The sequence below is a fragment of the Exiguobacterium sp. s16 genome, from assembly GCF_018618115.1.
Lineage (GTDB): Bacteria > Bacillota > Bacilli > Exiguobacteriales > Exiguobacteriaceae > Exiguobacterium > Exiguobacterium mexicanum_A.
The window spans coordinates 1-21,402 of the sequence record NZ_JACSLM010000012.1; the positions used below are offsets into that span (position 1 = coordinate 1).

21 protein-coding genes and 1 tRNA gene are annotated in these 21,402 nt (G+C 52.2%); 10 read left to right on the forward strand and 12 right to left on the reverse strand.

The genetic code is table 11. The features are described 5' to 3' along the window. Positions 1 to 219 precede the first annotated feature (219 nt). Complete coding sequence (locus tag KNP86_RS14160; RefSeq protein WP_214755013.1) at positions 220 to 2,199, forward strand: methyl-accepting chemotaxis protein; 1,980 nt, start codon at positions 220 to 222, stop codon at positions 2,197 to 2,199. Positions 2,200 to 2,243: 44 nt separating this feature from the next. On the opposite strand, the gene KNP86_RS14165 is transcribed toward KNP86_RS14160, so the two are convergent. Continuing rightward, the gene (locus KNP86_RS14165) at positions 2,244 to 3,149 is read right to left on the reverse strand and encodes a sensor domain-containing diguanylate cyclase (RefSeq protein WP_214755015.1); all 906 of its coding nucleotides are present in this window, start codon (positions 3,147 to 3,149) and stop codon (positions 2,244 to 2,246) included. Between the two features lie 233 nt (positions 3,150 to 3,382). Continuing rightward, a complete protein-coding gene (cls, locus tag KNP86_RS14170) occupies positions 3,383 to 4,840 on the reverse strand; it encodes a cardiolipin synthase (protein ID WP_214755017.1) in 1,458 nt (485 codons plus the stop codon). Between the two features lie 94 nt (positions 4,841 to 4,934). Between cls and KNP86_RS14175 the strand changes: the two genes are divergently transcribed. The 4 genes from KNP86_RS14175 (at position 4,935) to KNP86_RS14190 (ending at position 8,262) form a co-directional block, all read left to right on the forward strand. After that, positions 4,935 to 5,360, forward strand: coding sequence for an OsmC family protein (locus tag KNP86_RS14175; RefSeq protein ID WP_214755019.1), 426 nt, complete (start codon positions 4,935 to 4,937; stop codon positions 5,358 to 5,360). 79 nt (positions 5,361 to 5,439) lie between these two features. After that, positions 5,440 to 5,928 carry a GNAT family N-acetyltransferase gene (locus KNP86_RS14180; RefSeq protein ID WP_034777473.1) on the forward strand — a complete coding sequence of 163 codons (489 nt, stop codon included), beginning with the start codon at positions 5,440 to 5,442 and terminating at the stop codon, positions 5,926 to 5,928. Positions 5,929 to 5,988: 60 nt separating this feature from the next. Continuing rightward, the gene (locus tag KNP86_RS14185) at positions 5,989 to 6,987 is read left to right on the forward strand and encodes a Gfo/Idh/MocA family protein (RefSeq protein WP_214755021.1); all 999 of its coding nucleotides are present in this window, start codon (positions 5,989 to 5,991) and stop codon (positions 6,985 to 6,987) included. 228 nt (positions 6,988 to 7,215) lie between these two features. Beyond that, positions 7,216 to 8,262 (forward strand): lipid II:glycine glycyltransferase FemX, encoded by a 1,047-nt coding sequence (locus KNP86_RS14190; RefSeq protein ID WP_214755023.1) that lies wholly within the window; start codon positions 7,216 to 7,218, stop codon positions 8,260 to 8,262. A gap of 40 nt (positions 8,263 to 8,302) precedes the next feature. Here KNP86_RS14190 and KNP86_RS14195 read toward each other — a convergent pair whose 3' ends face one another. Then, positions 8,303 to 9,337: a PTS sugar transporter subunit IIC gene (locus KNP86_RS14195; RefSeq protein WP_034777476.1), complete on the reverse strand. Its 1,035-nt coding sequence runs from the start codon at positions 9,335 to 9,337 to the stop codon at positions 8,303 to 8,305. Positions 9,338 to 9,588: 251 nt separating this feature from the next. Between KNP86_RS14195 and KNP86_RS14200 the strand changes: the two genes are divergently transcribed. Together KNP86_RS14200 and KNP86_RS15740 are read left to right on the forward strand one after the other, a co-directional pair. Then, positions 9,589 to 12,252 carry a cation-transporting P-type ATPase gene (locus KNP86_RS14200; protein ID WP_214755025.1) on the forward strand — a complete coding sequence of 888 codons (2,664 nt, stop codon included), beginning with the start codon at positions 9,589 to 9,591 and terminating at the stop codon, positions 12,250 to 12,252. 56 nt (positions 12,253 to 12,308) lie between these two features. Next, entirely contained in the window at positions 12,309 to 12,443 is a 135-nt protein-coding gene (locus KNP86_RS15740; RefSeq protein ID WP_034777478.1) for a hypothetical protein, read from the forward strand. A 69-nt stretch (positions 12,444 to 12,512) separates the two neighbouring features. Here KNP86_RS15740 and KNP86_RS14205 read toward each other — a convergent pair whose 3' ends face one another. The 3 genes from KNP86_RS14205 to KNP86_RS14215 all read right to left on the reverse strand — a co-directional run bounded on the left by KNP86_RS14205 (position 12,513) and on the right by KNP86_RS14215 (position 13,981). Then, a complete protein-coding gene (locus KNP86_RS14205) occupies positions 12,513 to 12,785 on the reverse strand; it encodes a hypothetical protein (RefSeq protein WP_235420191.1) in 273 nt (90 codons plus the stop codon). Between the two features lie 119 nt (positions 12,786 to 12,904). Beyond that, a complete protein-coding gene (locus tag KNP86_RS14210) occupies positions 12,905 to 13,537 on the reverse strand; it encodes a hypothetical protein (RefSeq protein ID WP_034777479.1) in 633 nt (210 codons plus the stop codon). An 87-nt stretch (positions 13,538 to 13,624) separates the two neighbouring features. Further along, complete coding sequence (locus KNP86_RS14215) at positions 13,625 to 13,981, reverse strand: PilZ domain-containing protein (protein ID WP_034777480.1); 357 nt, start codon at positions 13,979 to 13,981, stop codon at positions 13,625 to 13,627. 146 nt (positions 13,982 to 14,127) lie between these two features. Between KNP86_RS14215 and KNP86_RS14220 the strand changes: the two genes are divergently transcribed. Further along, positions 14,128 to 14,376 carry a hypothetical protein gene (locus KNP86_RS14220; RefSeq protein ID WP_034777481.1) on the forward strand — a complete coding sequence of 83 codons (249 nt, stop codon included), beginning with the start codon at positions 14,128 to 14,130 and terminating at the stop codon, positions 14,374 to 14,376. A gap of 31 nt (positions 14,377 to 14,407) precedes the next feature. Here KNP86_RS14220 and KNP86_RS14225 read toward each other — a convergent pair whose 3' ends face one another. The 6 genes from KNP86_RS14225 to KNP86_RS14250 all read right to left on the reverse strand — a co-directional run bounded on the left by KNP86_RS14225 (position 14,408) and on the right by KNP86_RS14250 (position 19,784). Then, complete coding sequence (locus KNP86_RS14225; RefSeq protein WP_034777482.1) at positions 14,408 to 15,103, reverse strand: queuosine precursor transporter; 696 nt, start codon at positions 15,101 to 15,103, stop codon at positions 14,408 to 14,410. Between the two features lie 148 nt (positions 15,104 to 15,251). Next, entirely contained in the window at positions 15,252 to 15,812 is a 561-nt protein-coding gene (locus tag KNP86_RS14230) for a hypothetical protein (RefSeq protein WP_214755027.1), read from the reverse strand. Between the two features lie 138 nt (positions 15,813 to 15,950). Continuing rightward, a tRNA-Thr gene (locus KNP86_RS14235) sits at positions 15,951 to 16,021 on the reverse strand. A gap of 110 nt (positions 16,022 to 16,131) precedes the next feature. Next, positions 16,132 to 18,504 carry an immune inhibitor A domain-containing protein gene (locus KNP86_RS14240; protein ID WP_214755029.1) on the reverse strand — a complete coding sequence of 791 codons (2,373 nt, stop codon included), beginning with the start codon at positions 18,502 to 18,504 and terminating at the stop codon, positions 16,132 to 16,134. Between the two features lie 144 nt (positions 18,505 to 18,648). Further along, complete coding sequence (locus KNP86_RS14245) at positions 18,649 to 19,434, reverse strand: class I SAM-dependent methyltransferase (RefSeq protein WP_034777530.1); 786 nt, start codon at positions 19,432 to 19,434, stop codon at positions 18,649 to 18,651. 38 nt (positions 19,435 to 19,472) lie between these two features. Continuing rightward, the gene (locus KNP86_RS14250) at positions 19,473 to 19,784 is read right to left on the reverse strand and encodes a hypothetical protein (protein ID WP_021067357.1); all 312 of its coding nucleotides are present in this window, start codon (positions 19,782 to 19,784) and stop codon (positions 19,473 to 19,475) included. A gap of 181 nt (positions 19,785 to 19,965) precedes the next feature. Between KNP86_RS14250 and KNP86_RS14255 the strand changes: the two genes are divergently transcribed. Continuing rightward, entirely contained in the window at positions 19,966 to 20,829 is an 864-nt protein-coding gene (locus KNP86_RS14255) for a cation diffusion facilitator family transporter (RefSeq protein ID WP_214755031.1), read from the forward strand. 86 nt (positions 20,830 to 20,915) lie between these two features. Then, positions 20,916 to 21,392: a GNAT family N-acetyltransferase gene (locus KNP86_RS14260; RefSeq protein WP_138859460.1), complete on the forward strand. Its 477-nt coding sequence runs from the start codon at positions 20,916 to 20,918 to the stop codon at positions 21,390 to 21,392. Positions 21,393 to 21,402 lie beyond the last annotated feature (10 nt).

Below are 21,402 nucleotides of genomic sequence, written 5' to 3' on the forward strand. Positions count from 1 at the left end.
GTTGTGGTGACTTCATTCTACACGAGGAAAGCGTCATGGGCTTTTTTGTGTTCACTTTGGGGTGTTGCACTTAATTTTATAATTCATCGTATGAAAAGGGTTTCAGTAACGAAAAATAGAAAAAGGTGATGTTTTTTTGTCTAGGGTGTCAACATCCTCTTCCAACTGTCCGATACAATGGTTAACATAACGAGTTTTCTCGAGAATGGGAGATGTTTTATGAGACGAAAGCACGACCGTACGATCACCATTAAACAAAAATTGATTACGATGTCGTTGGTGCTATTATTGATCCCTTCTTTATTGATTGGATTTGTCGCCTACAATCAGGCGAAACAAAAGATCACCGAACAAATCATGCAGTCGGCCCACGCGGGAGTGGAGCGGATGAATGATGAAATCACCAACTTGATTGAACCAATCCAACGCGATGTTGCGTTCTTTGCCGGACGAATTGATTCGTCCCTCTATGAGTCGGGGGCAGAGAACCTTGACCTGGAAGAGAAGTTTCTTGAGTATTTGGAGACGCATCCGAACGTGACGAATATTTACTACGCCTCGACGGGAGGGGAGATGACGATTTATCCGGCGCAAGAGTTACCGGATGATTACGACCCGCGGACTCGTCCATGGTATGAGGCGGCCGAAGCGGCCGGTGGGAACGTCGTGGTGACGGACCCGTACGTCGATGCGGCCTCGAACAAGATGATGGTCACGCTGTCTCAGACAGGGACGGACGGTCGCGGGGTCATCGCGGTTGACGTCGAGGTCGACGATATCGCAGCCGTCGCGGCGAGCATTCAAATCGGGAAAGAAGGCTACGTGACGATTCTTGATGCGTTGCAACAGTTCGTCACCCATCCGACGATGGCAGCCGGAGAGAAGGCAGAAGGCGAGTGGATTGAACCGCTCTATTCGGGAGAAGCGGGCCGCTTTGCTTATGAGTTTGAGAATGAAGGCAAACAGATGGACTTCATGACAAACGAGTTGACGGGGTGGAAGATTGCCGGGACGTTGTATGATGAGGAAATCACAGATGAGACGTCTGGAATCTTATGGACGACAGTCGGGGTGATCGGATTGATGCTCGTCTTGGCAGCTGGCCTGCTCTACGTCATCTTACGTTCGATTTTACGTCCATTGAATCGTTTGACCGTCGGAGCTGAACGAATTAAAGCCGGAGATTTGACCGAAGACATCGTCGTCGAATCGAATGACGAAGTCGGTCGTGTCGCCGCGAGTTTCAATGAGATGACGCGTTCTCTGCGCGCTATCATTCAAAGTCTTGATCAATCGATCGGACAAGTCGCCGCCTCGTCGCAGGAATTGATGGCCAACTCGGCTCAGAACACGGCCTCCTCGGAACAAATCGCTGGAGCGGTCCAACAGATGGCCGCCGGCGCGGATGATTCGAAACGTCAACTTGATGATAACGCCGTCTCGCTCCAAGCGATCACCGGCGGCATCATGCGCATCGCCGAGAGCTCGACGGATGTGTCCGAGCTGTCGCGCGAGACCGCGCTCGAAGCTGAGGACGGGACGACTGCCGTCACGGAGAACGTGGTCCAGATGCAAGCGATTGACTCGTCGGTCGAGACGTTCGGCAAAGTCATTCACTCACTCGCCGAACGGTCGAACGAGATTGGCAATATCGTCGATGTCATCAACGGCATCGCGACCCAGACGAACTTGCTCGCCTTGAACGCCGCGATTGAAGCGGCACGGGCCGGCGAGAACGGGAAAGGCTTCGCCGTCGTTGCGAGCGAGGTCAGAAAGCTTGCCGAACAGTCACAACAGTCGACGAAACAGATTTCCGAGTTGATTGATAATATCAAACAAGAGACGGAACGTTCGGTCCAGTTGATGAAAGAAGTGTCGGCCCATACGAAAGCTGGGCTCGAGACGACGGAGAACACGGCCAAGCGTTTCCAGAAAATCATGACGCAAACGCAAGCGATGACGCCGCGAATCGAGGACGTGACGGCGACGGTCGAAGAGATTGCCGCGAACGTCGAAGAAGTCTCGGCCGCAGCGACACAGATCGCCCATATCGCCGACGAGAACTCGGTCGCCTCGAAACAAGTGGCGGCGACGACCGAGGACCAACTCGGTTCGATGGAAGAAATCGCACAGTCCGCGAAGGCGCTCGCGGATATGGCGGAAGAGTTGCAGGAGCTTGTCTCACGCTTCAATGTATAGAAAAGAGGATGCTGCGGCATCCTCTTTTTGGTGGCATCAGTTAGTTAACGTTTACTCGATACTTGATTCCGGCCGCGGTTCTTGGCAATATACAGTGCCTCATCGGCATCTTGAAGCGCCTGTTCGACCGTCTTCCCATCTTCAAGGGCGCTGACGCCGAACGAACAAGTGACGCGCGGGACGGGACCGAACGGCTCGGCGTTAATCTTTTGTCGGAGCTTATCGGCGAGTTGCACACCGTCAGCAAGCGTTGACTGCGGGGCGACGATTAAAAATTCCTCACCACCCCAGCGGCCGATCGAGTCCGACTTGCGGATGTTGCGCCTGAGTAGTTGGGCGATCGAACGTAAGACGAGGTCTCCGGTCGGATGGCCGAACGTATCGTTGACAAGTTTGAAGTAGTCGATATCGAGCATGATGACAGCGGCGGGCGCCCTTGTGTCGACCGTCTCCTGAGCCGTCGACGAGAGAACGTCCCCGACTTTCTTCCGGTTATACAGCTCTGTCAGCGGATCGAGCGAGGACAGGTGTTCCATGCGTTCTTCATAACGACGTTGCTCGGTCGCGTCTTCTAAAATGCCGACGCCGCCGTCAAGTTGTCCGTCCGCGGAAAAACTCGGAGACATCGTCGTTCGGATGAAGCGAGCCTGCCGTTCTGGTGCTTTATACCAGCCGGCCATGCGAATCGTCTCCCCGTTCAAGACGTTCCGAATGGCGCCTGAGAAGTCGAACGAAGAAGAGCTGCATCGCTCGAACATCACATTCGAGGTCGGAAGCATCCCGAGTAAATGAACGAATGATTCGTTATAGCTGACGATTTGCCCGTCACGATTGAAGGCGAACAGGCCAATCGGGAGCTGGTCCCATGAGGAAGGATCGGGTTTCGTGGTGTGAGTGTCATGATGAGTCCGTTCTTGATCAGCCATTGTATGACATATGCGTGAACGCATACTTCCTCCTTTCCTAGCCGAAGCGATAGTGTAGGACGTTCGTACTGATACTTTATACCCTAATTTGGGAAGGAACTAGCGAGTATTCTTTTAAAAGATAGCAATTTTTAGAATATGACGAGAAATCGTCACAGCTTGGTGTGAGTGCATAGCTCTCGACTTCCGAACAGAAACATACCCCATCGCGTTGGCACATTTGGCCGATACGATGGGGTAGTTAGCGTAATCAGAACTTATAAGATTGGACTGAGCAATCGTGACACGCCTTCACGCATCCGGACGGTCCATTTCCGGGCCGCATAGTCGTCGACCGTGTATTTGCGGCTGACGGCGACGTCTGACTCGAACAGCGATGCGAGTTCGAGCGCGACCCGCTGATCATAAATGACGGCGTTCACTTCAAAGTTCAATCGGAAACTGCGGGCATCCAAGTTCGTCGTCCCGACGGTCGAAATCTCATCATCGACGACGAGCGTCTTGGCGTGTAGGAAGCCTTGCTCATACATATAGACGTTCGCCCCGTAGTCGAGCAATTCGCCAAGGAACGATAGCGACGCCCACATGACGAACGGGTGGTCGGGCTTCCCTGGAATCATGATGTCCATCTTGACGCCGGACAAAAGTGCCATCTTGCAGGCGTCCATGAAGCTCGTGTCCGGGATGAAGTAAGGCGTCTGGATGATGACGCGATGTTTCGCCGACATGATCATCTTGATCATCATGTTTTTCAAATGTTCCGTGTCGGAGTTCGGTCCGCTCGTCACGATTTGCATCGGCGACTTGTCCTTGATGTCGTGGCGTGCGAAACAGAATGAGTTCTCCGGGTCATGATGTTTGCTGCCGGAATAGTTCCAATCGAGAATGAACCGATGCTGTAGGTGATAGACGACGTCCCCTTCGACGCGGAGGTGCGTGTCACGCCAGTACCCGAACTTCTCGACGAGACCGAGGTACTCAGTGCCGACGTTGAAGCCACCCACATAACCAATCTTGCCGTCGATGATGACGACTTTGCGGTGATTGCGGTTGTTTAACTTGAAGTTGATCAACCCGAGCGTCGGCGGGAAGAAGACGCGGACCTCGCCATCGTGGGCGATCAGCTCTTTAAAGTCGGAGTCACGGAGGCTGCGCGAACCGACCGCATCATATAACAGCCGGACTTTGACGCCCGCCTTGGCGCGTTCAATCAGTTCATGGATCAGCGCCTTGCCGAGCGCGTCCCGTTGAATGATGTAGTACTGGATGTTGATCTCGGTCTCGGCGCTGCGGATATCGTCCATGAGCGCTTTGAACTTCTGTTCTCCATCATGCATGATGGCAGATTTGTTGTGGACGCTAATCAAAGACTTTGAGGAGCGCAAGTTCATCTCGAGCAATTGCTCGTACTTTTCGAACACAGGTTGAGCCAAAACGGTCTCTTTCCGGCGAATCTGTTCGATTTGACTGTCGACTTGAAGGGCGTGGAACGAGCGCTCTTCGACGCTCAAGTTGAAGAAGTTGTCCTTCTTCAACTGTCGGCCGAGGAAGAGATAGATGATGAACCCGATAATTGGCAAGAAGAACAAGACGAGAAGCCACGCCCACGTCGCCCCGACATCGCGGCGCTCCGCGAAGATGACGGCTAACGCGAACAATAAATTCAATCCGAGGACGATATACAGCCCCCAACTAATAATGACCGACCATTCCATGCGACCAACTCCTAAACGACAATTTCCTTACATAGATTAATAATACATCATTCAAGGGAATAGTAAGCTATCGAAACGTAAGGAGGAGACAAAGATGCATTTACAAGTGAATTGGAAACAAGGGATGGCGTTTCAGACGACGACGCCTTCGGGTCATGATGTGACGCTTGACGCCGGGGAAGATGTCGGTGGTCTCAATACGGGTCCGCGTCCGACCGAGATGCTCCTGCAGGCGACGGCCGCTTGTACGGGGATCGATATCGTCTCGATTCTTCATAAAATGCGGTTGCCGCTCGAGCGGTTCGAGATGGAAGTCGACGGGGTCCGGGCGACGGAACATCCGAAGAAGTTCACGGCCATCCACATCTTATACGTCCTCGAAGGGGATATGCCCGAAGAACGGGTCCGCCGCGCCATCGAGTTGTCCGTCGATCGCTACTGTTCGGTGTCGCACAGTCTCGACGCGACGATGACGTACAGCTATCGTTTGAACGGCGGCGAGGTCGTCCCATTTACGTAATGTGAGCAGGATGGTTGAAAAGAGTCGAAACGGTCCGTTATATTTGTATTTCAAATACTGTAATACAAAGGAGGACGTTATGATTCGACTCGCGACGAAACGCGATGCCAAACACATCGCGGACCTAATCGAACAACGAGCCGTAGCGCTAAAACAACAAGGTAGCGATCAATGGGCGGAATATTTGGAGCAAGACCTCATAGACCGGGTGCAGACAGACATCACCTCGGGATATGTATATGTGTACGAGCAAGATGGAACGGTATTGGCCTCGATCGCCTTACTTCCGGCAGATGACTGGGACCATAGCTTATGGGAAGATGGCGAGCGCGGTCAATACATCCATCGAATCGTTGTCAGTGAACGGCTGAAAGGGCGAGGCGTCGGTCAACAACTGATGGAGCACGTCTTACGTGAAGCCGACACACAGGAGCCGGTCCGGCTTGATTGTGTGGCTGATAATGATTTCTTGAACAGTTATTATCCACGGTTTGGCTTCGTCTTCGTGGACTCACGGGACGGGTATAACACGTTTGAATACAGCATGGATGAGAGTGTCAGTGCATAAGGGGTCGATTGACTCCTTTTTTTGATATACTGGGAAGCGAATGGATAGGAGGAGAACGGTATGATTCAAACGATTCTTGTCGGCTTCGGTTTTTCCGCGACGACATTTCATTTACCATTTTTACAGGAGCTGGATGACTTCCAGATCGCCGGTGTCGTCTCATCAAGACCTGAGGACGTACAAGCCGTACTTGGCGATGTCGCGGTATATGCGACGCTAGACGAGGCTCTCGCGACTGAGGCGACCTTGTTCATCGTCACGACGCCGTCCCATTTACATAAGGACATGGTGGAACGTTGTTTACAGGAAGGGAAGGATGTTCTCGTCGAGAAGCCTGCGTTCTTGACGACAGAGGAAGGAGAGGCGTTGATTGCACGCGAACAGGCCAGTGCCGGAATCGTCAACGTCTTCCATAATCGACGGACGGACGGAGACTTCTTGACGGTCAAACGACTGCTCGAGGAAAAACGACTCGGCGATTGGAAAGTGATCGAGTCACGGTTCGACCGGTTCCGTCCGGTCGTCCGGGATCGGTGGCGCGAGAATGCGGGGCCGGGAGCAGGGATATTGTTTGACCTCGGTAGCCATTTGATCGATCAAGCGCTCGTCTTGTTCGGTGCACCCGACAAAGTGTCGGCAGATGTTATGATTCAACGTAAAGGAGGTCAGTCTGACGACGGCTTCCATCTGACCCTGTATTATGGAGAAAAACGGGTATATCTGCGTTCGAACCCGTTCATAGCCGTCGAGGCGCCGCGGTTCGAAGTGCACGGGACGGAATGCAGTTTCTTGAAGTTTGGACTCGATCCGCAAGAGGCGTGTCTCCGGAACGGGGAAGTGCGATGTCCCGACCGTGAGAGTGGAACGGTCGTCACAGACGTTGAATCGACAATCGACATCGAAGCAGGTGAGTATTTGTCCTTCTACCGGGCGCTGGCGGATAGTTATATGACACGTCATCCGCTCGTGCCGCTTCGGGAAGCGCTCTTGACGACGAGAGTCATCGAAACGGCTCGTGGAGCATCACGGCTTCAACGTGTCCTCGACTTCAAGTCATAATCATGAAGGACGACCTGATGCCATTGGCGAGGTCGTCCTTTTTAAAATCTCAAAGAAATCGCTATGATTTTATTGTGAATGAACAAACTCGCTTCATGTTTGTTAACAACAAAAAGCTATTCCCCTCCTTCAAATAGTCAGCTTTGAATGGGAACAGGACATAGGAAACGACTCCAGACTGTCCTGTCACACTTCAAACAATGACGACTTATAGGAAGAGGGGAACGGATGATGTTCAATCAGATTGTGAAAAATCGATGGGAGTGGGAGAACTGGTTGCGGGAGGTCAGTTGTGATTCGTACGATCATTACGATTATGTATTGGCCAACTGTGAACTGGGCGAGCAGCCTGAGTTGTATATTGCGGCCAAAGAGGACGGCATCTTGTTGTATCCGTACATCCGTCGTCCAATTGCACATCGTCATGATGATCTCGTGACGGCGTATGGCTATGGCGGCCCGTTCCGTGAAGGCAACTTTTCCAACGAAGACGTCGCAGAGGCTAGACGTCTCTTTTTAAAACGTCCTGAGAATCAAGCCACGGTTACTGAGACGATTCGATATCATCCTTGCCGCTTCGACCATGATTTGATGTGTGCCTTCGGCCAAGCCGTCCCGATTCGTCAAACGGTGCACGTCCGGCTCGATGACCCGTTCGACCAACTCGAGCAACGCTTTAGTAAAATGACGAAACGAAACGTGAAGCGGGCTATCCGTGAACAAGTGACGGCGGTACAAGGGCAGACCCATGAACTATGTGAATTCATCCGGCTTTATCGGGCGACGATGGACCGTCGAGCAGCGAACGAGGCGTACTATTTCTCGGACCGATACTTCGAGGACCTGTGGAACAGCGATACATGCGAAACGGAGCTGTTATTCGCTGTCCATGAGGGCGTCATCGTGGCAGGCGTGTTCATGTTGTTCGGGGACGATGGGGCGCATTATCATCTCGGAGGCTCGGATGCGAACTACTTGGCGCTGCGACCGAATCATTTCTTGTTCCGCGAGATGATCCGCCGCGCGGCCGAGAAAGAAAAAGCATACGTACATCTCGGTGGCGGAGCGACCGGGGAAGATGCGCTCTATGACTTCAAGCAGAGTTTCTCAGGGGATGAGCCGCTCACATACTATATCGGACAGTCCGTGCTCGATGAGGCGGTTTACCATCGGTTGAATCAAGACCATTTGCTCCGCTACGGACCATCTGATTTCTTTCCACTCTATCGGACACCGGTCGAAGAGACGGTCGCCGAGGTGCAAGCAGAACGATAACAAAAGGTTCTCACTCGAGATGGAGTGAGAACCTTTTGTATCAAGCGGCCTCTTCGTCGGAAGCGGCCATTTTTTCGGTTTGGCGAGTGATAGGGAAATTACTGAACAGTTTACTGCCGACGAGTCCGGCCACGATGCCGACGCCGAACAAGATGAGCGCCGTCACGGTCACGGTCTGCCAATCATTGAAGCCGTACATGACGAGCAATCCCGGAATCCCGGCAGCAGAACCTGGCGCGTCGTTCACCATGCCGGTCATCGCGACGATGAGTCCGGCGATGGCGCCACCGACGAAGTTGACGCTGTAGATTGGGATCGGGTTCGCCGAGATGAGATCGGCTTGCGTGAGCGGTTCAATCGCGACCGATAGTTGATCTTTCTTCGTCCCGATGTTCAAACGCTTGAACAGCAAGAAGTTCATCGAGATCGACGCTGTCAACGCGAGGGCGGCGATGGCCATCGGCACACCTGTCAAACCGAGCATGGCGGTGAGTGCCATCGAGCTGAGTGGCGACGTCGAGACGACTGTGACAATCCCCCCAAGGACAAGTCCCATCACGACGGGGTTTTGCGTCGCGGCAAGTTCGATGACCGCACCGATTTGCGACAATGTGTTCGAGACGAGCGGATCGACTCCTGTCGCCACGAGGCGAGCGAGGGGAGCCATGACGATCACGTAGAAAATCATGTCGACACCGGCCGGTAAATGACGGTCTAGTTTACGACCGACAAGGGCAAGGATGTATCCGGCGAAAAAGCCAGGAAGAATGCCGAAGCCGGCGACCGATAGACCGAGCATGAGCGCGTAGACCGGATTGATCCCGAGTGCGATCGATACGAGCGCGGCTGCGGCCGGACCTGATAATGAACCGGCCGCCTGTCCGACTTCCTCATATAAAGGGAGCGGGAGCAAACCGCCGATTGCGTAGGCGTTGAACGCCTCGACCAAGAAACTCGCGATGGCGGCGCCGGCCAAGGCGCCCATCGCTTTCATCCCAAACGGGGCTTTGTAACTGAATAACGTGAATAAGGCAAGAATCAACAGTAAAAGTGCGATACCTTGAATAATGATCATACGGTGTACCTCTTTCTCTCTGTTCTATATTTCCTCTATAGTTAACCATCCGAACGGTTCTGTAAAGCCATTTCATCCATCTGACACGACTTTTTTTGATGGTAGCGTTTCCAACTGGCGAATTGGAAAATTGTGAACGAATTCAGCTGTAAAATTAGCGAAAAAACAAGCTCAAATGTGTCAGTCCGGCCCGGAGTGGGAAGAGAAAGGGGAAAGACTTTCCATATAGGAATGACCAAGGAGGAGTAGAGATGCAGATGGAGACAAAAAACTGGCACGCACTCGAACCGGATGCGGTAAAGAGTTCGCTCGAGACGGACACATCTAGTGGTCTGTCGAAAGGAGAAGTGTCAAGTCGGCAGGAACAGTACGGGAAAAACGTGCTGCCCGAGAAAGAGAAGACACCTGAAATCATAAAATTTTTGCGTCAATTCAATGATATTCTCGTCTTCGTCTTGCTCGGTGCCGCTGTCGTCACCGGCTTTTTAGGGGAGTACATCGATACGATCGTCATCGTGCTCGTTGTGACGGTTATCGCCGTCGTCGGATATCTCCAAGAGAACAAGGCCGAGCAGGCGTTAGAAGGAATCAAAAAATTACTCGAGACGAAGGCGAGCGTCATCCGTGACGGCAAGCAAATCCAAGTCGACTCGAGCGACCTCGTCGTCGGGGACATCTTGGTCCTTGCCGCCGGGGACAAGGTCCCGGCTGACGCCCGTGTTATCCAGGCCGAGAAATTCAAAGTCGAGGAATCGGCGTTGACAGGTGAAGCGACGACGGTCGAGAAGAAAATTCAAGTCGTACCGGAAGACGCCGTCCTCGGTGATCGCAAGAACATGATTTATTCGGGTACGAGCGTGGCGACGGGAAGTGCGAAAGCAATCGTCACGTCCATCGGAGAAGGCACGGAGCTCGGCCAAATCAACGCCTCGATTGCTGAAGTCGAGACGGTCAAGACGCCACTCATCCGCCAGACGACGAAGTTTGGTCAGACGGTATCCATCGCCATCCTCGTCATCTCGGTCGTCATATACGCGTTCGGTTACTTCGTCCGTGACTTTGACCCGATCGAGTTGATGTTGACGACGATCGGTCTTGCCGTCGCCGCCATTCCAGAAGGATTACCGGCCGTCATCTCGATCATCCTCGCGCTCGGTGTCCGGAACATGGCTGAGAAAAAAGCCATCGTCCGCAGCTTGCCGTCGGTCGAGACGCTCGGAGCCGTATCGGTCATCTGTACCGATAAGACCGGGACGTTGACGAAAAACGAGATGACCGTCAAACAAGTCGTCACGGCCAAACACGACATCGAAGTGTCAGGGAGTGGATACGCCCCGGACGGTGATTTAGAACTGAACGGTCAACCGTTCGATTTAGATGATGATGAGTCGATGATCGACCTTCTCACGGTCGGGAAAACATGTAACGACGCCCAGCTGTATGAAGAGGGCGGCGAATGGGTCGTCAATGGTGACCCGACGGAAGCATGTTTGCTCACGCTCGCTGAGAAAGCGGAGCGGCCGATCGAACGTTTGGACGTCATCTCGAAAATTCCATTCGATTCGGAGTACAAATATATGGCTACGCTCGTTGATTATAAGGGCGAGCGGATGATCTTCATCAAAGGGGCACCGGACCGCCTGTTCGATATGGCGGAAGACACGGAGTTCGACCGTGTCTATTGGGATGAAAAACGAAAAGAAATTGCCGACCGCGGACAACGCGTGCTCGGGGGCGGTTTCAAACGCGTCGACGCCTCGAAAGAGACGGTCGACCATGAAGACGTCGAGAACGGCATCACTTTCCTCGGCCTCTACGGCATCGTCGATCCGCCACGACAAGAAGCGATCGAAGCGGTCGCGGCTTGTCGTGACGCGGGGATCCGTATCAAGATGATCACCGGCGACCATAAAGACACGGCCGTCGCCATCGCCCGAGAACTCGGAATGGAAGTCGAGGGCGCCCTCGAAGGGAAAGAATTGACGAACATGTCCGACGAAGAAATCAAAGAGGCGTCGGTCCATAATGACGTCTTCGCCCGGACGAGCCCGAACGATAAACTTCGTCTCGTCAAAGGACTGCAACAAAACGGCTTAATCACATCGATGACCGGTGATGGCGTCAATGACGCCCCGGCCTTGAAACGGGCCGACATCGGGGTCGCGATGGGGATTAAAGGAACGGAAGTCGCAAAAGAGGCCTCACAGATGGTGCTCGTCGACGATAACTTCAAGACGATCTACAACGCCGTCCGTGAAGGTCGTCGCGTCTATGACAACTTGAAGAAGACGATTTTGTTCTTGCTCCCGACAAACGGGGGACAAGCACTCCTCGTCGCAATGAGTATCTTATTGGGCGCCGCGGCACCACTCAGTCCGGTCCAAATCCTTTGGGTCAACATGGTCGTCGCCATCACGCTCTCGCTCGCCATCGCCTTCGAGCCGCTCGAAGAGAGCACGATGAAACGGCCGCCGCGTCCCGCGAACGTGCCGTTGCTGAGTCGCTACTACGTCTTCCGCATCACGTTCGTCTCGATTTTAATCGGGGGCGGTAGTCTAGTCATCAACTATATGCTCGGCGATTTCGATTACTCGACCGACAAGTTGCAGACGATCACGCTCAATACGATTGTCATGGCGCAACTGTTCCATTTGTTCAACTGTCGGACCGAGCTCGCCCCGGCGTTCAACCGTCACTTCTTTGACAACAAGATCGCCTTCCTCGTGTCGGCACTCTTGATCGGGCTCCAGCTGTTCATTACGTACGTCCCGTTCATGCACACGCTGTTCGGTACGGCACCACTTGAACTGCAAGACTGGATTTATCCGGTCGCGTTCGGTCTCATCGTCTTTGTCATCGTCGAAATCGAGAAAGCCATCTCGCGTCGTGTGATCGGCAACAAAGACATACACTGATGTTTTGCCCACTGCCTAATGTGGAATTAGTCCATTATGCAGAGGAGGGATGCTCAATGAAACGTGATGAATCACAACCAGGGGTTCACCCGGACCCAGTACCGGATGAGGAATCAAACCCGGCTACAAAACCGGCTCCGACGCAACATCCGGACCCGGCACCTGAAGAAGACGACAAAGAATCAAAATAAGGAGACTTCAATGAGGGAGTATCCACAAAAAAGGCTTTCCGACAAAAATCGGAAAGCCTTTTTATGGCATTATTTTTTCGGTGCCGGGGTCCGAAACTCATTCATTTTGTCGAACTCTTTTTCATTGAAGTATTCGACGACGACGAAATCTCCGACTGGGCACTCCCAACGGTCTTTCGCGACCTGACATTCTTTGAGTGTCACTTTCTGGTCATACATGTCGAGCTCGAGCGTGTCTTTCAAAAATTGATCGGCCTGTTTGTCATTGATCTTGAAATATTCGCTCAAGATGATCTCTTCGGCTTTATCGTTCGTATGCGTCATCACTTTAAAAAATCTCATATGTGTACCTTCTTTCGTCTGTAAGCTGAATTCTCAGTATATAGGAGCTAGCCCGATTTGGGAACCGTCATCCCATTTTCGATAAAATGCCCCTAACGCGAATGCGAAAGGGGCTCGGTTCATTTCATTTTTTGTCGGCTTGGCGGTGCCTCGTTGAACGGTTGTTTATGGCGAATAATCAGCCAGAACAACAAACCGAACAAGGGAATGTAAGGCAGCGGCCACAAGCTCATCTTATAACGTTTGGCATCCCGGTTCATCAACGTGATTTGAATGAAGGCGAGCAAGAAGAAATCGACCGTCATCGTCCGGACGAACTGGTTCTGTTCGACGTATGACCAATACTCGGCCACGTTCCCGGTCGTCGACGCGGCGATGAACAAGCCGATCGTGACGAGCAAGAGCAACACACCGAGCAATCGTGTCGGGAGCGGTTTGATCGGTGTCGGATAAGGCGACTGCCGCGCGAACGCCAAGTACGGGGCGATGATAAAGCCGCCGACGACGAAACCGGTCGCTGCCGGTAAGAGCGGGTTCGGGCGCAACTGGTTCACCTCGGACCAAAGAAGCGGGAACAAGGCGAGCGGATAAACGCCTAGGATGCTGAAAAGGGAAAGTGAATACCCTTCATAGGAGTCCGTATTATACGTGATGAAATCGAGCAAAAACCGGCTCGAGAACGGTTCGTTCGGACCGAGGAGCGCGATGGCGATCGCAGCGGCCCACGGAATGAGTAAAAACTTTCTAGTCATGCCCTACACCTCGAGTCTGTCTCTGTTTCTTTTAGTATACCCCGGAATCAAGCGAACAAAAAATGAGAAGTGTCAATCGACACGTTCTCATTGGTTTTCGCGCGCATACGCTTTAATCATCGTCACGAGTTGCTGGGTCTCGTCAGAGTTCGAATCGAGTCGAATCCCGTAATCATACAGGCTCCCCATTTGTCCACGGTGCCGTACGTGACCCGTCAGGTCGAGCGGTTGAATCAACGGGACGAGGTCGAGTTTGACTTGGACTTTCAATCCTTCAGAAAGTGGAAATAAGTAATCGCACCGCATCTTCAGACCGTGGGCGCTGATATTGAGCAGTTGTGCTTCCCCGTCATGAAGTTCTTTGTCTTCCCAGATGAGGCGATATGGGATGAAGCGGGGGTTCGGTAAAATATAACGAAACGTTTCTTGTCGTCGATAGCGCATCGGTTCACCTCATTTCTCTACCTTGATTATCGGCTATTTTTGGCGAATCGTGAAGCGTTGAATGCACCAAAATTTAGGAAGCGCGGTTTACAGAAATGCAATCGCTTTCTATAATGAGAAGACAGAGTGGATAGAGGAGGGATCGTATGAACGTCAAGGACTTACTCCGACGCTATTCGATCGACGAACCAATCATCTACGCGAAAAATCTACACGGGCAGTGGGTCAAGTTGGAGCAACTGCCGCCCTACACCATACTAGAGGTCGAGGCGACGGACGAGGCCATCGAGGCGCTCGCCATCGACGCGTACGTGGCGCTCACCGTTTGTCGGGAGAAATCGTCGCTTGAAGATGCACGCCCTTATGCGGTGCGGCTTCATATCAAAGGTAAGTAAAAACCGCGAGCCGATGGGCTCGCGGTTTTGTTTAGGCTGCTTTTTCTGTCTCGTCTTCTTGTGGGACGGTCCGTTTCGCGTAATACATGAACGGTGTCGCCATCCAAGCGATGATGAACTTGGCGACGTATGTCGTGATGAAGATATTCCACCAGATGTCCCATTCCATGCCCCAGAAGGCAATCGTACAGAACGTGAGCGTGTCGATGAACTGTGAGACGACGGTCGAACCGGTCGTCCGGAGCCACAGTTTCTTCTCACCGGTCTTGGCACGAATCTTCGAATAGATGAAGACGTCGAACAGCTGTGAGACGAGGTACGCCGCGAGACTACCGAGCGTGATGAGCGGTAGCATCGAGAACAGCGCCTCGAAACTCTCATGCATGAACAGCGCCTCTTCGAACGGCTCATAGAGCAATGCGAATTGCATGAGAACCGTCGAGACGATCAAGATGAAGAAGCCGAGCCATACGCCTTTACGGGCGGTGTGACGACCATATTTTTCATTCAAGATGTCTGTCGCTAAATAAAGGGAACCGTAGACGATATTCCCGAGAGTGAAGATGAAACCACCGATTACAATCTGCTGCGTCACTTGGATGTTGGCAACGACCGAGGCCATCGCGATCCAGGCGAACAGTCCGACGCGTCCGAACAGCTTGTAGCTGAGGACGAGCAGACCGAGCGTGAGCAAGGCAGAAGGAATCCATAACCATTCATTGAGCATGGGGATCGTACTCCTTCCAAATCATTCATTCTGTCAACTTTACAAGTTTATAGAGGAACGGAAACCGTGTCAAGACAGTTTCCATGACTAGACGGAAAAAGCTCTCATCCGGGGTTGGATGAGAGCGATATATCTAGTTGATATGCTGTCATACACCACTTAGATTAATGGCGATGCCTTTCATCATCGATGACAGATGATTCAATTTGGTACGGGCATGTTCCCAAGATTCCCAATCGTCACCTTCTATAAATCGTGTCAACGTCTCACTAATGTAAGTGAGTTCGTTCAATACAGAGGTCAACCCCTCGCGGTCGATGCCTGACGCGTCAGATGCGACAAGGTGATCGAGCGCCGGGAGAATCTCATCAATGTCGGCACGGACGGATTCGAGCTCTTCCCGGTTACTGTCGATTTGCGTAGAGATTTCGTCGAGCGGACGGTCTTCACAAGACATCCCACAGGGGAAAATCGCCTGCTCTGATTCGCGCAACGCGCCGAGCGTATCACTGCTCAGTGACTCAAGATACCCTAAAAAGATTGTGACTTCTTCTTCGGTCGGGACGGGCTCGGAGAAAGGTTGTGTCTCGGATACATCGATTACGACATTTTTAGTTTTCGGGGGTGAGTCAGACGTAAGATCTGTCGTCTGTTCGGTACAGGCGGCCAATAAGGCGACGGCAGCAAGTAGAATGATGAAACGTTTCATATCGAATCTCCTTTATATAAGTATTTATCCATTATACCATTTATTGGAATATAAGGATGGACGATCGACAATAAAAAAGCACTTTCTCAATAGTTTGAGAAAGTGCTTTTGTTGGTCCGTGTCACGGAATCCATTTGATGCCTCCGACGAGAATCGAACTCGTGCTGCAGCATTACCATTGCTGAGGTCTGCCACTAACCTACAGAGGCGGTTACATCTAGTATGTTACACAGTCTGTCATGAAATTTCAAGCTTTTTTAGAATAATAAGACCCCCGTCCTCCTCATGGTGAGAAGGGCGGGGGTGCGTTGAATCAAGCTTACTTCGTCCGGACCCAAACTGCTCCAGCCGAGTTGTCTTTCGCTTCGCCGACGACGTCGACGACGAGACCGTATTGTGGAAGTTTACGGCCCGCATCTGGGATGAGCGAGTTGATGTACGTGTTGGCGTCGTTGAACTGTTTCACGCCTGGTTGAGCTTTGTAGTCATAGATGCCACGGCTCGGTGAATCGATGTACCAAGGGAGCGTCTTGTCTAAGCTGAACGCCGCGTCTGCGATCTGGTAACGCGTGCTGCCAGCGACTGTGTCTTGACCGTTCAAGTTGCCGATAAGTGCCTCAGGGTGCGAGTCGACGACACCGAGGAAACCTTCACCCGGATGGATGCCGACCCAGTTGTCTGAGAACGAATCATCCGCATACCAGACAACGAGACCTGTGTTGTACTTGACGCCACGGCCGTTCAAGAGACCAGTGTCAGCGCCTTCATGGTTGCGCCATTCGAGGTAGTAGTAGTGCGGTTTCGTGTCATAGCCGTCTGACTTGACGAAGCCGTCGAGCGTGACTTTCTCTGCGCCTTCCGCATCGTCAGCGAGGAGCGATTGTCCGCTTGACGTGATCGACAAGTTGTCGAGGGCGAACCCTTCAAGGGCAAGACCACCGTCCGTCACGTATTCGAAGACGATTTGTACGTCTTGACCAGCGAACTGTGACAAGTCGTACGATTTGTTCACCCAAGCGCCGTTCGTCGATTCCGCACCGTTTCCAGTGTTGTCATCGCCGTAGACGTCAAGGACGACTTCTTTGCCGCCGCTGAGTGCTTTCACGTACAAGTAGTCGTAGTCAAACTCGATATCGAAACGTGTGTCGAAAGCGAGTGTACCGTCCGCTCCAAGTTTGACCGTCGGTGTCGAGAGTTCAGTATGCAAGTTATCGCCTTTTGTCGAGTAGTAGTAATACTCGCCGTATTCTGGTTCGATGCCTTTTACTTTCTTGTCTGGAAGGTTCACTTTCAACAATCCAGGGTTGGTTGATTTCGTCACCGATTGATCGAGTTTCGAAACAAAACCTTGTTGCGTGATGTCTTCAAGGTCGACTTCCGTGATGTTCGCCCAGTTGCCGCCCATCAATTTTTGGAAGTACTCTTTGTTTTGTGGCGAGAAGCTCGTTGGCTCTGTACCCGCCACTTTACCAGCCCAGCTGCCGCCGCTCATGATTGACCATGATTGGACCGGTTCGCCTTGACCTGTGTACTGTGTATCGTACTCATCTGGAAGACCGAGGTCGTGACCGTATTCGTGAGCGAAGACGCCGACTGCGCCGTCTTCAGGTTGGATTGTGTAATCGAATGCCGCCATTTGACCGCCCCAGTATGGGACAGCTGCTTCCGTACCTGCTACGCGGTAAGGGCTGTTGCCGACGACCCAACGGTGTGACCAGACCGCATCGTCACCGAGGACACCGCCACCAGCTTCTTGGCCGGTACCAGCATGGATGATCATCAAGTGGTCGACCAAGCCGTCCGGCTCGTTGAAGTCGCCGTCACCGTCGAGGTCATATAAATCGTACTGATCGTATTCGGCGAGGTCCATGCCTGAAGCGACCGCAGCGTTCAACGTGTCTTTAACGAGTTGACGCGGACCTGGCCCGATGTTGTCATTCCCGCCGGCCGGATTGTCACCGCCGTAATCTTTCGCTGTGCCCGGGACGGTCAACCAGTCTGAGACAGTGCCGTCGACCGTGTAACTGCCGCCCGACTGTTCTTCATAATACTGCTTGAACGTTTGGACTTTCTCACCGTTGAACAGTTCGAACGATTCGTCGCCGAACATGTATTGCTCGTAGTGTTCTTTACTAAAGTTGTCGCTATAGAGATAACCTTCTTCTTGAACGACGTTGTTATGTTTGAAGTCGCTGTACTCGACGAGAAGGACGAGGACTTTGTCTTCACGGACGGCGCCGTTATAGCCAGCTTGCTTGGCCGGGTCGACTTTCACTTGGCCGTTCGGCTTGCCTTTTCGATAGTTCGCTTGTCCTTTTTTCGCTTTGTCGAGGAGACGCTTCGATTCTTTCTCGAATTGGTTATGTATCTTCTCTTTCGCTTCAGCGGCTTTATCGTTCAAGCCGTGCTTATGGACGTCTTTCTCACCGCCTTGTTTCTTCTCGATATAGGCATCGACGGCCTTTTGGCGCTCAGTGGCCGAAAGCCCTTTTTTGATGACGCCTCGTTTCTCGAGCGCTTTGGCGAGCCGATCCTCATCGATGATGTTGTGATCGAATGGAGCGCTCGAGCTTGGGGTTGGCAACGGTGAGGCGGCGAGTGGAGCGGCACCGACGGCCGGGATCGCACTGACGCTCATGACCGATGTCAGTGCGACGGCGAGCGTCGTACGACGGATGGAACGTTTTTTCATTTGTACTAACCTCCTGTGAAAATAATGGGAAATTGTGTGAGCTTGAATCCAACGTTAAACTTGTGTCTGATTAATGTCAATATTCAGAAAATAATAACTTAAAAAAGAGACTTTCGTCCCGAATGGTCCTAAAGACCTAAGGAGTCAAGTCTCTACATCGATGATGCCGTAATGAAATTTGGATGTTTTGCGAACAATCCTTGTAAAACCAAACGTTTCAAACGTCTCACTCTCAAAGTGAGCCTTTAGGACAATTCGTCTGGATGCAACACGACGGGCCTCCATCATGAGTTCAAGAGACAGCGGATTCGTGTTGGCGAGGGATCGTAATGGGTTCAAGTGAACCGATTCTGAAATCGTCTTTTCGAACATTGGGTCGAAGTAGACGACATCGAATGAATCGTCCGGGCATGTCTTCAAATAGGTGAGGGCATCCGTCCAAACGACCTCGAGCCGACGCATCGCCTCATTGACGGCGGGCTCTTTTTCTTCCCAAACGGTCAGCCCTTCCTTGACGAGCATCGCTGTGACAAATTCGCTCTCGAGCCCGACGGCGCGACCCGACGGACCGACGGCATGACTGAGGACGATACTGTCGGAGCCGAGCCCGAGCGTACAGTCTAGGACGCGGTCACCTGGCTTGATTGCGGCGGCATCGACGAGCGGGTCGTTCCCGCCACGTGCAAGCTGCTTCACACGGAACACCGAGCTCGATGGATGGAAGAAGAACGGTTCATCTCCGTCGAACGGTGTGTATTCGACCCGGCGTTTGTCAAATACGAGCACGCCGGCATGGTGACGTTGTTTTAACGTGTCGATGGAATGTTTGCGACGGGTGACGAAATGGGCGCCATAAGTCGCCGCATGGGCCTCGGCCCGTTCGATGGTTGCCTCAGTCGGGCGTAAACAAGTTGTAACGATATAAGTCATAGTTTCTCCTTACTGAAAAAATGAGACGCAGAAGCGTCTCATTTTTTCTTGCTGAGTAAATCCGATAACTCGTCGATGAGTGCCTTGTGGGAGGCAAGTTCTTTCTTCTTCTCGTCGTTCGGGTTAATCGGGCGTTTCGAGCGGCTCTGGAGCGCCTCGAGCGTCTCATCGATTGACGATTTGAGCGTGTCACGATCTTCCGGCTTGAGGGTGACCTCATGCGGGTTTTCACCGCTCGCGTCGAGTTCGCGAAGACGAGCCATCAATTGTTTTGCTTCTCGGTTCAAATCAGCGAGTAATCTGTCAATTTGTTCCAAACGAAGCTTGATTCCATCACGTTCCGTAAACATTTGTTTCACCTCTTTTATGGGGATAACCCTGTTGTCTCTTCCCATTTACTTTACCATAATTTTCGAACAACGAAACTACCGGGAATATATTCCATTTTTATTGGCTGTGGGAAACACTGTTTCTCTATGCCCACATGAATCTCAACTGGTATACTGACTTAGCTAAAAAGGAGGTGGTCGGATGCAGTCGACAACTCATCCACCAAAAGCGCTTAAAGGCGCCATTTTATCGATCACGACGTATTTGGTCTTATCTGTATTAAAAGTCGTCTTCGGTTATTTGTATAATTCGGAAGCCGTCCTCGCCGACGGATTCAATAACACGACCGATATCATCGCTTCAATCGCCGTCTATATCGGCATTCGCATCGCCGCACTGCCCCGAGACGCCGAACACAAATACGGCCATGCCAAGATGGAGACGCTCGCCGCGCTCGTCGCTTCGCTGATCATGGTCGCCGTCGGGGTGTTCGTTCTATTGAACAGCATCGCCACTCTAATCGGTGGTGAATACGTCGAACCGAACCCGCTTGCTGCTGTCGTCGCGTTCGTGAGTGCACTTGTCATGTTCGGCGTGTATGCGTACAATTCGAACTTGGCCAAGAAAACCCGGTCGCTCGCCTTGAAAGCGGCCGCGAAAGATAATTTGGCCGATGCCATGATCTCGATCGGGGCTACGCTCGGCGTTCTCTTCGCTTACTTTAAATTGCCTTGGATGGATACGGTTCTCGCCGTCTTGATTGCGGGAATGATCATCCGGACCGCGATTCAAATCTTTCTCGATGCGACACATCAGCTCTCTGACGGATTCCCGCCGGATCTCGTCGATTCCTACGAAGAGACGATTCAGCATTTCGATGCCGTCAAGGAAGTGCGTGAAATCAAAGGACGTCACCTCGGTAACCATGTCATGCTCGATGTGACGATTGCCGTTGAAGGAAGTCTCACCGTCGAGGAGGCGCACGATTTGTGTGATGACATCGAACGGGAGCTCGACGAACATCATGCTGTCGATTCGGTCCATATTCACATTGAACCGGTCTGATTTCGGTTATCTTTTGCGCTTCACGCCGCCGTTCGTATATAATGAGTTTGGAAAGACTATGAGATAACTGTTAAGGAGGGCACGGGATGGAAATCGTGCGTCAACCTATTCGTCAGATTGATGAGATCGAATATGAGCATTTTAAAAAATATGGTCAAAGTTCTTACGGCATCTCAGCCGAAGAGTTAAAAGGCATCTTTGTCGAGATGGGGGCAGAGCAGGTATACTCGGCCGATGAGCATAGTTATGGGGAGGACTTCTATTATGATCTCCTCGTTGACGGGCAAATCGTCGGAAAAGTGTTACTCTTGAAACTCGCTCGCGTCTATCAGCTCGATTTGATGGTGTTCGACGCCTTCAAGGGCAATGGCTATGCGACAGAAGGCTTGCGCCTCGCGCTCGAACAATCCGACTTAAGAGAAGGACATACCGTCCGCGCCGGCATCCCGCCGACGAGTCCACATCAGGAAGCGGTACGCCGTGTCCTTGAGAAGAACGGCTTCGAGAAACGGAACGGCCTTTACTATTTAAACTTTAAAAAGCGATATGTAATCAACCACTGAACTGACGGCG

Bases quoted from the DNA above. Each gene is read 5' to 3' on its own strand.
- KNP86_RS14205 (WP_235420191.1), bottom strand. From the start codon at position 12,785: ATGAGATTTTTTAAAGTGATGACGCATACGAACGATAAAGCCGAAGAG.
- KNP86_RS14195 (WP_034777476.1), bottom strand. From the start codon at position 9,337: ATGATCATTATTCAAGGTATCGCACTTTTACTGTTGATTCTTGCCTTA.
- KNP86_RS14260 (WP_138859460.1), top strand. From the start codon at position 20,916: ATGGAAATCGTGCGTCAACCTATTCGTCAGATTGATGAGATCGAATAT.
- KNP86_RS14210 (WP_034777479.1), bottom strand. From the start codon at position 13,537: ATGACTAGAAAGTTTTTACTCATTCCGTGGGCCGCTGCGATCGCCATC.
- KNP86_RS14240 (WP_214755029.1), bottom strand. From the start codon at position 18,504: ATGAAAAAACGTTCCATCCGTCGTACGACGCTCGCCGTCGCACTGACA.
- KNP86_RS14215 (WP_034777480.1), bottom strand. From the start codon at position 13,981: ATGCGCTATCGACGACAAGAAACGTTTCGTTATATTTTACCGAACCCC.
- KNP86_RS14165 (WP_214755015.1), bottom strand. From the start codon at position 3,149: ATGCGTTCACGCATATGTCATACAATGGCTGATCAAGAACGGACTCAT.
- KNP86_RS14200 (WP_214755025.1), top strand. From the start codon at position 9,589: ATGCAGATGGAGACAAAAAACTGGCACGCACTCGAACCGGATGCGGTA.
- cls (WP_214755017.1), bottom strand. From the start codon at position 4,840: ATGGAATGGTCGGTCATTATTAGTTGGGGGCTGTATATCGTCCTCGGA.
- KNP86_RS14175 (WP_214755019.1), top strand. From the start codon at position 4,935: ATGCATTTACAAGTGAATTGGAAACAAGGGATGGCGTTTCAGACGACG.
- KNP86_RS15740 (WP_034777478.1), top strand. From the start codon at position 12,309: ATGAAACGTGATGAATCACAACCAGGGGTTCACCCGGACCCAGTACCG.
- KNP86_RS14245 (WP_034777530.1), bottom strand. From the start codon at position 19,434: ATGACTTATATCGTTACAACTTGTTTACGCCCGACTGAGGCAACCATC.
- KNP86_RS14250 (WP_021067357.1), bottom strand. From the start codon at position 19,784: ATGTTTACGGAACGTGATGGAATCAAGCTTCGTTTGGAACAAATTGAC.
- KNP86_RS14180 (WP_034777473.1), top strand. From the start codon at position 5,440: ATGATTCGACTCGCGACGAAACGCGATGCCAAACACATCGCGGACCTA.
- KNP86_RS14185 (WP_214755021.1), top strand. From the start codon at position 5,989: ATGATTCAAACGATTCTTGTCGGCTTCGGTTTTTCCGCGACGACATTT.
- KNP86_RS14225 (WP_034777482.1), bottom strand. From the start codon at position 15,103: ATGCTCAATGAATGGTTATGGATTCCTTCTGCCTTGCTCACGCTCGGT.
- KNP86_RS14230 (WP_214755027.1), bottom strand. From the start codon at position 15,812: ATGAAACGTTTCATCATTCTACTTGCTGCCGTCGCCTTATTGGCCGCC.
- KNP86_RS14255 (WP_214755031.1), top strand. From the start codon at position 19,966: ATGCAGTCGACAACTCATCCACCAAAAGCGCTTAAAGGCGCCATTTTA.
- KNP86_RS14220 (WP_034777481.1), top strand. From the start codon at position 14,128: ATGAACGTCAAGGACTTACTCCGACGCTATTCGATCGACGAACCAATC.
- KNP86_RS14160 (WP_214755013.1), top strand. From the start codon at position 220: ATGAGACGAAAGCACGACCGTACGATCACCATTAAACAAAAATTGATT.
- KNP86_RS14190 (WP_214755023.1), top strand. From the start codon at position 7,216: ATGATGTTCAATCAGATTGTGAAAAATCGATGGGAGTGGGAGAACTGG.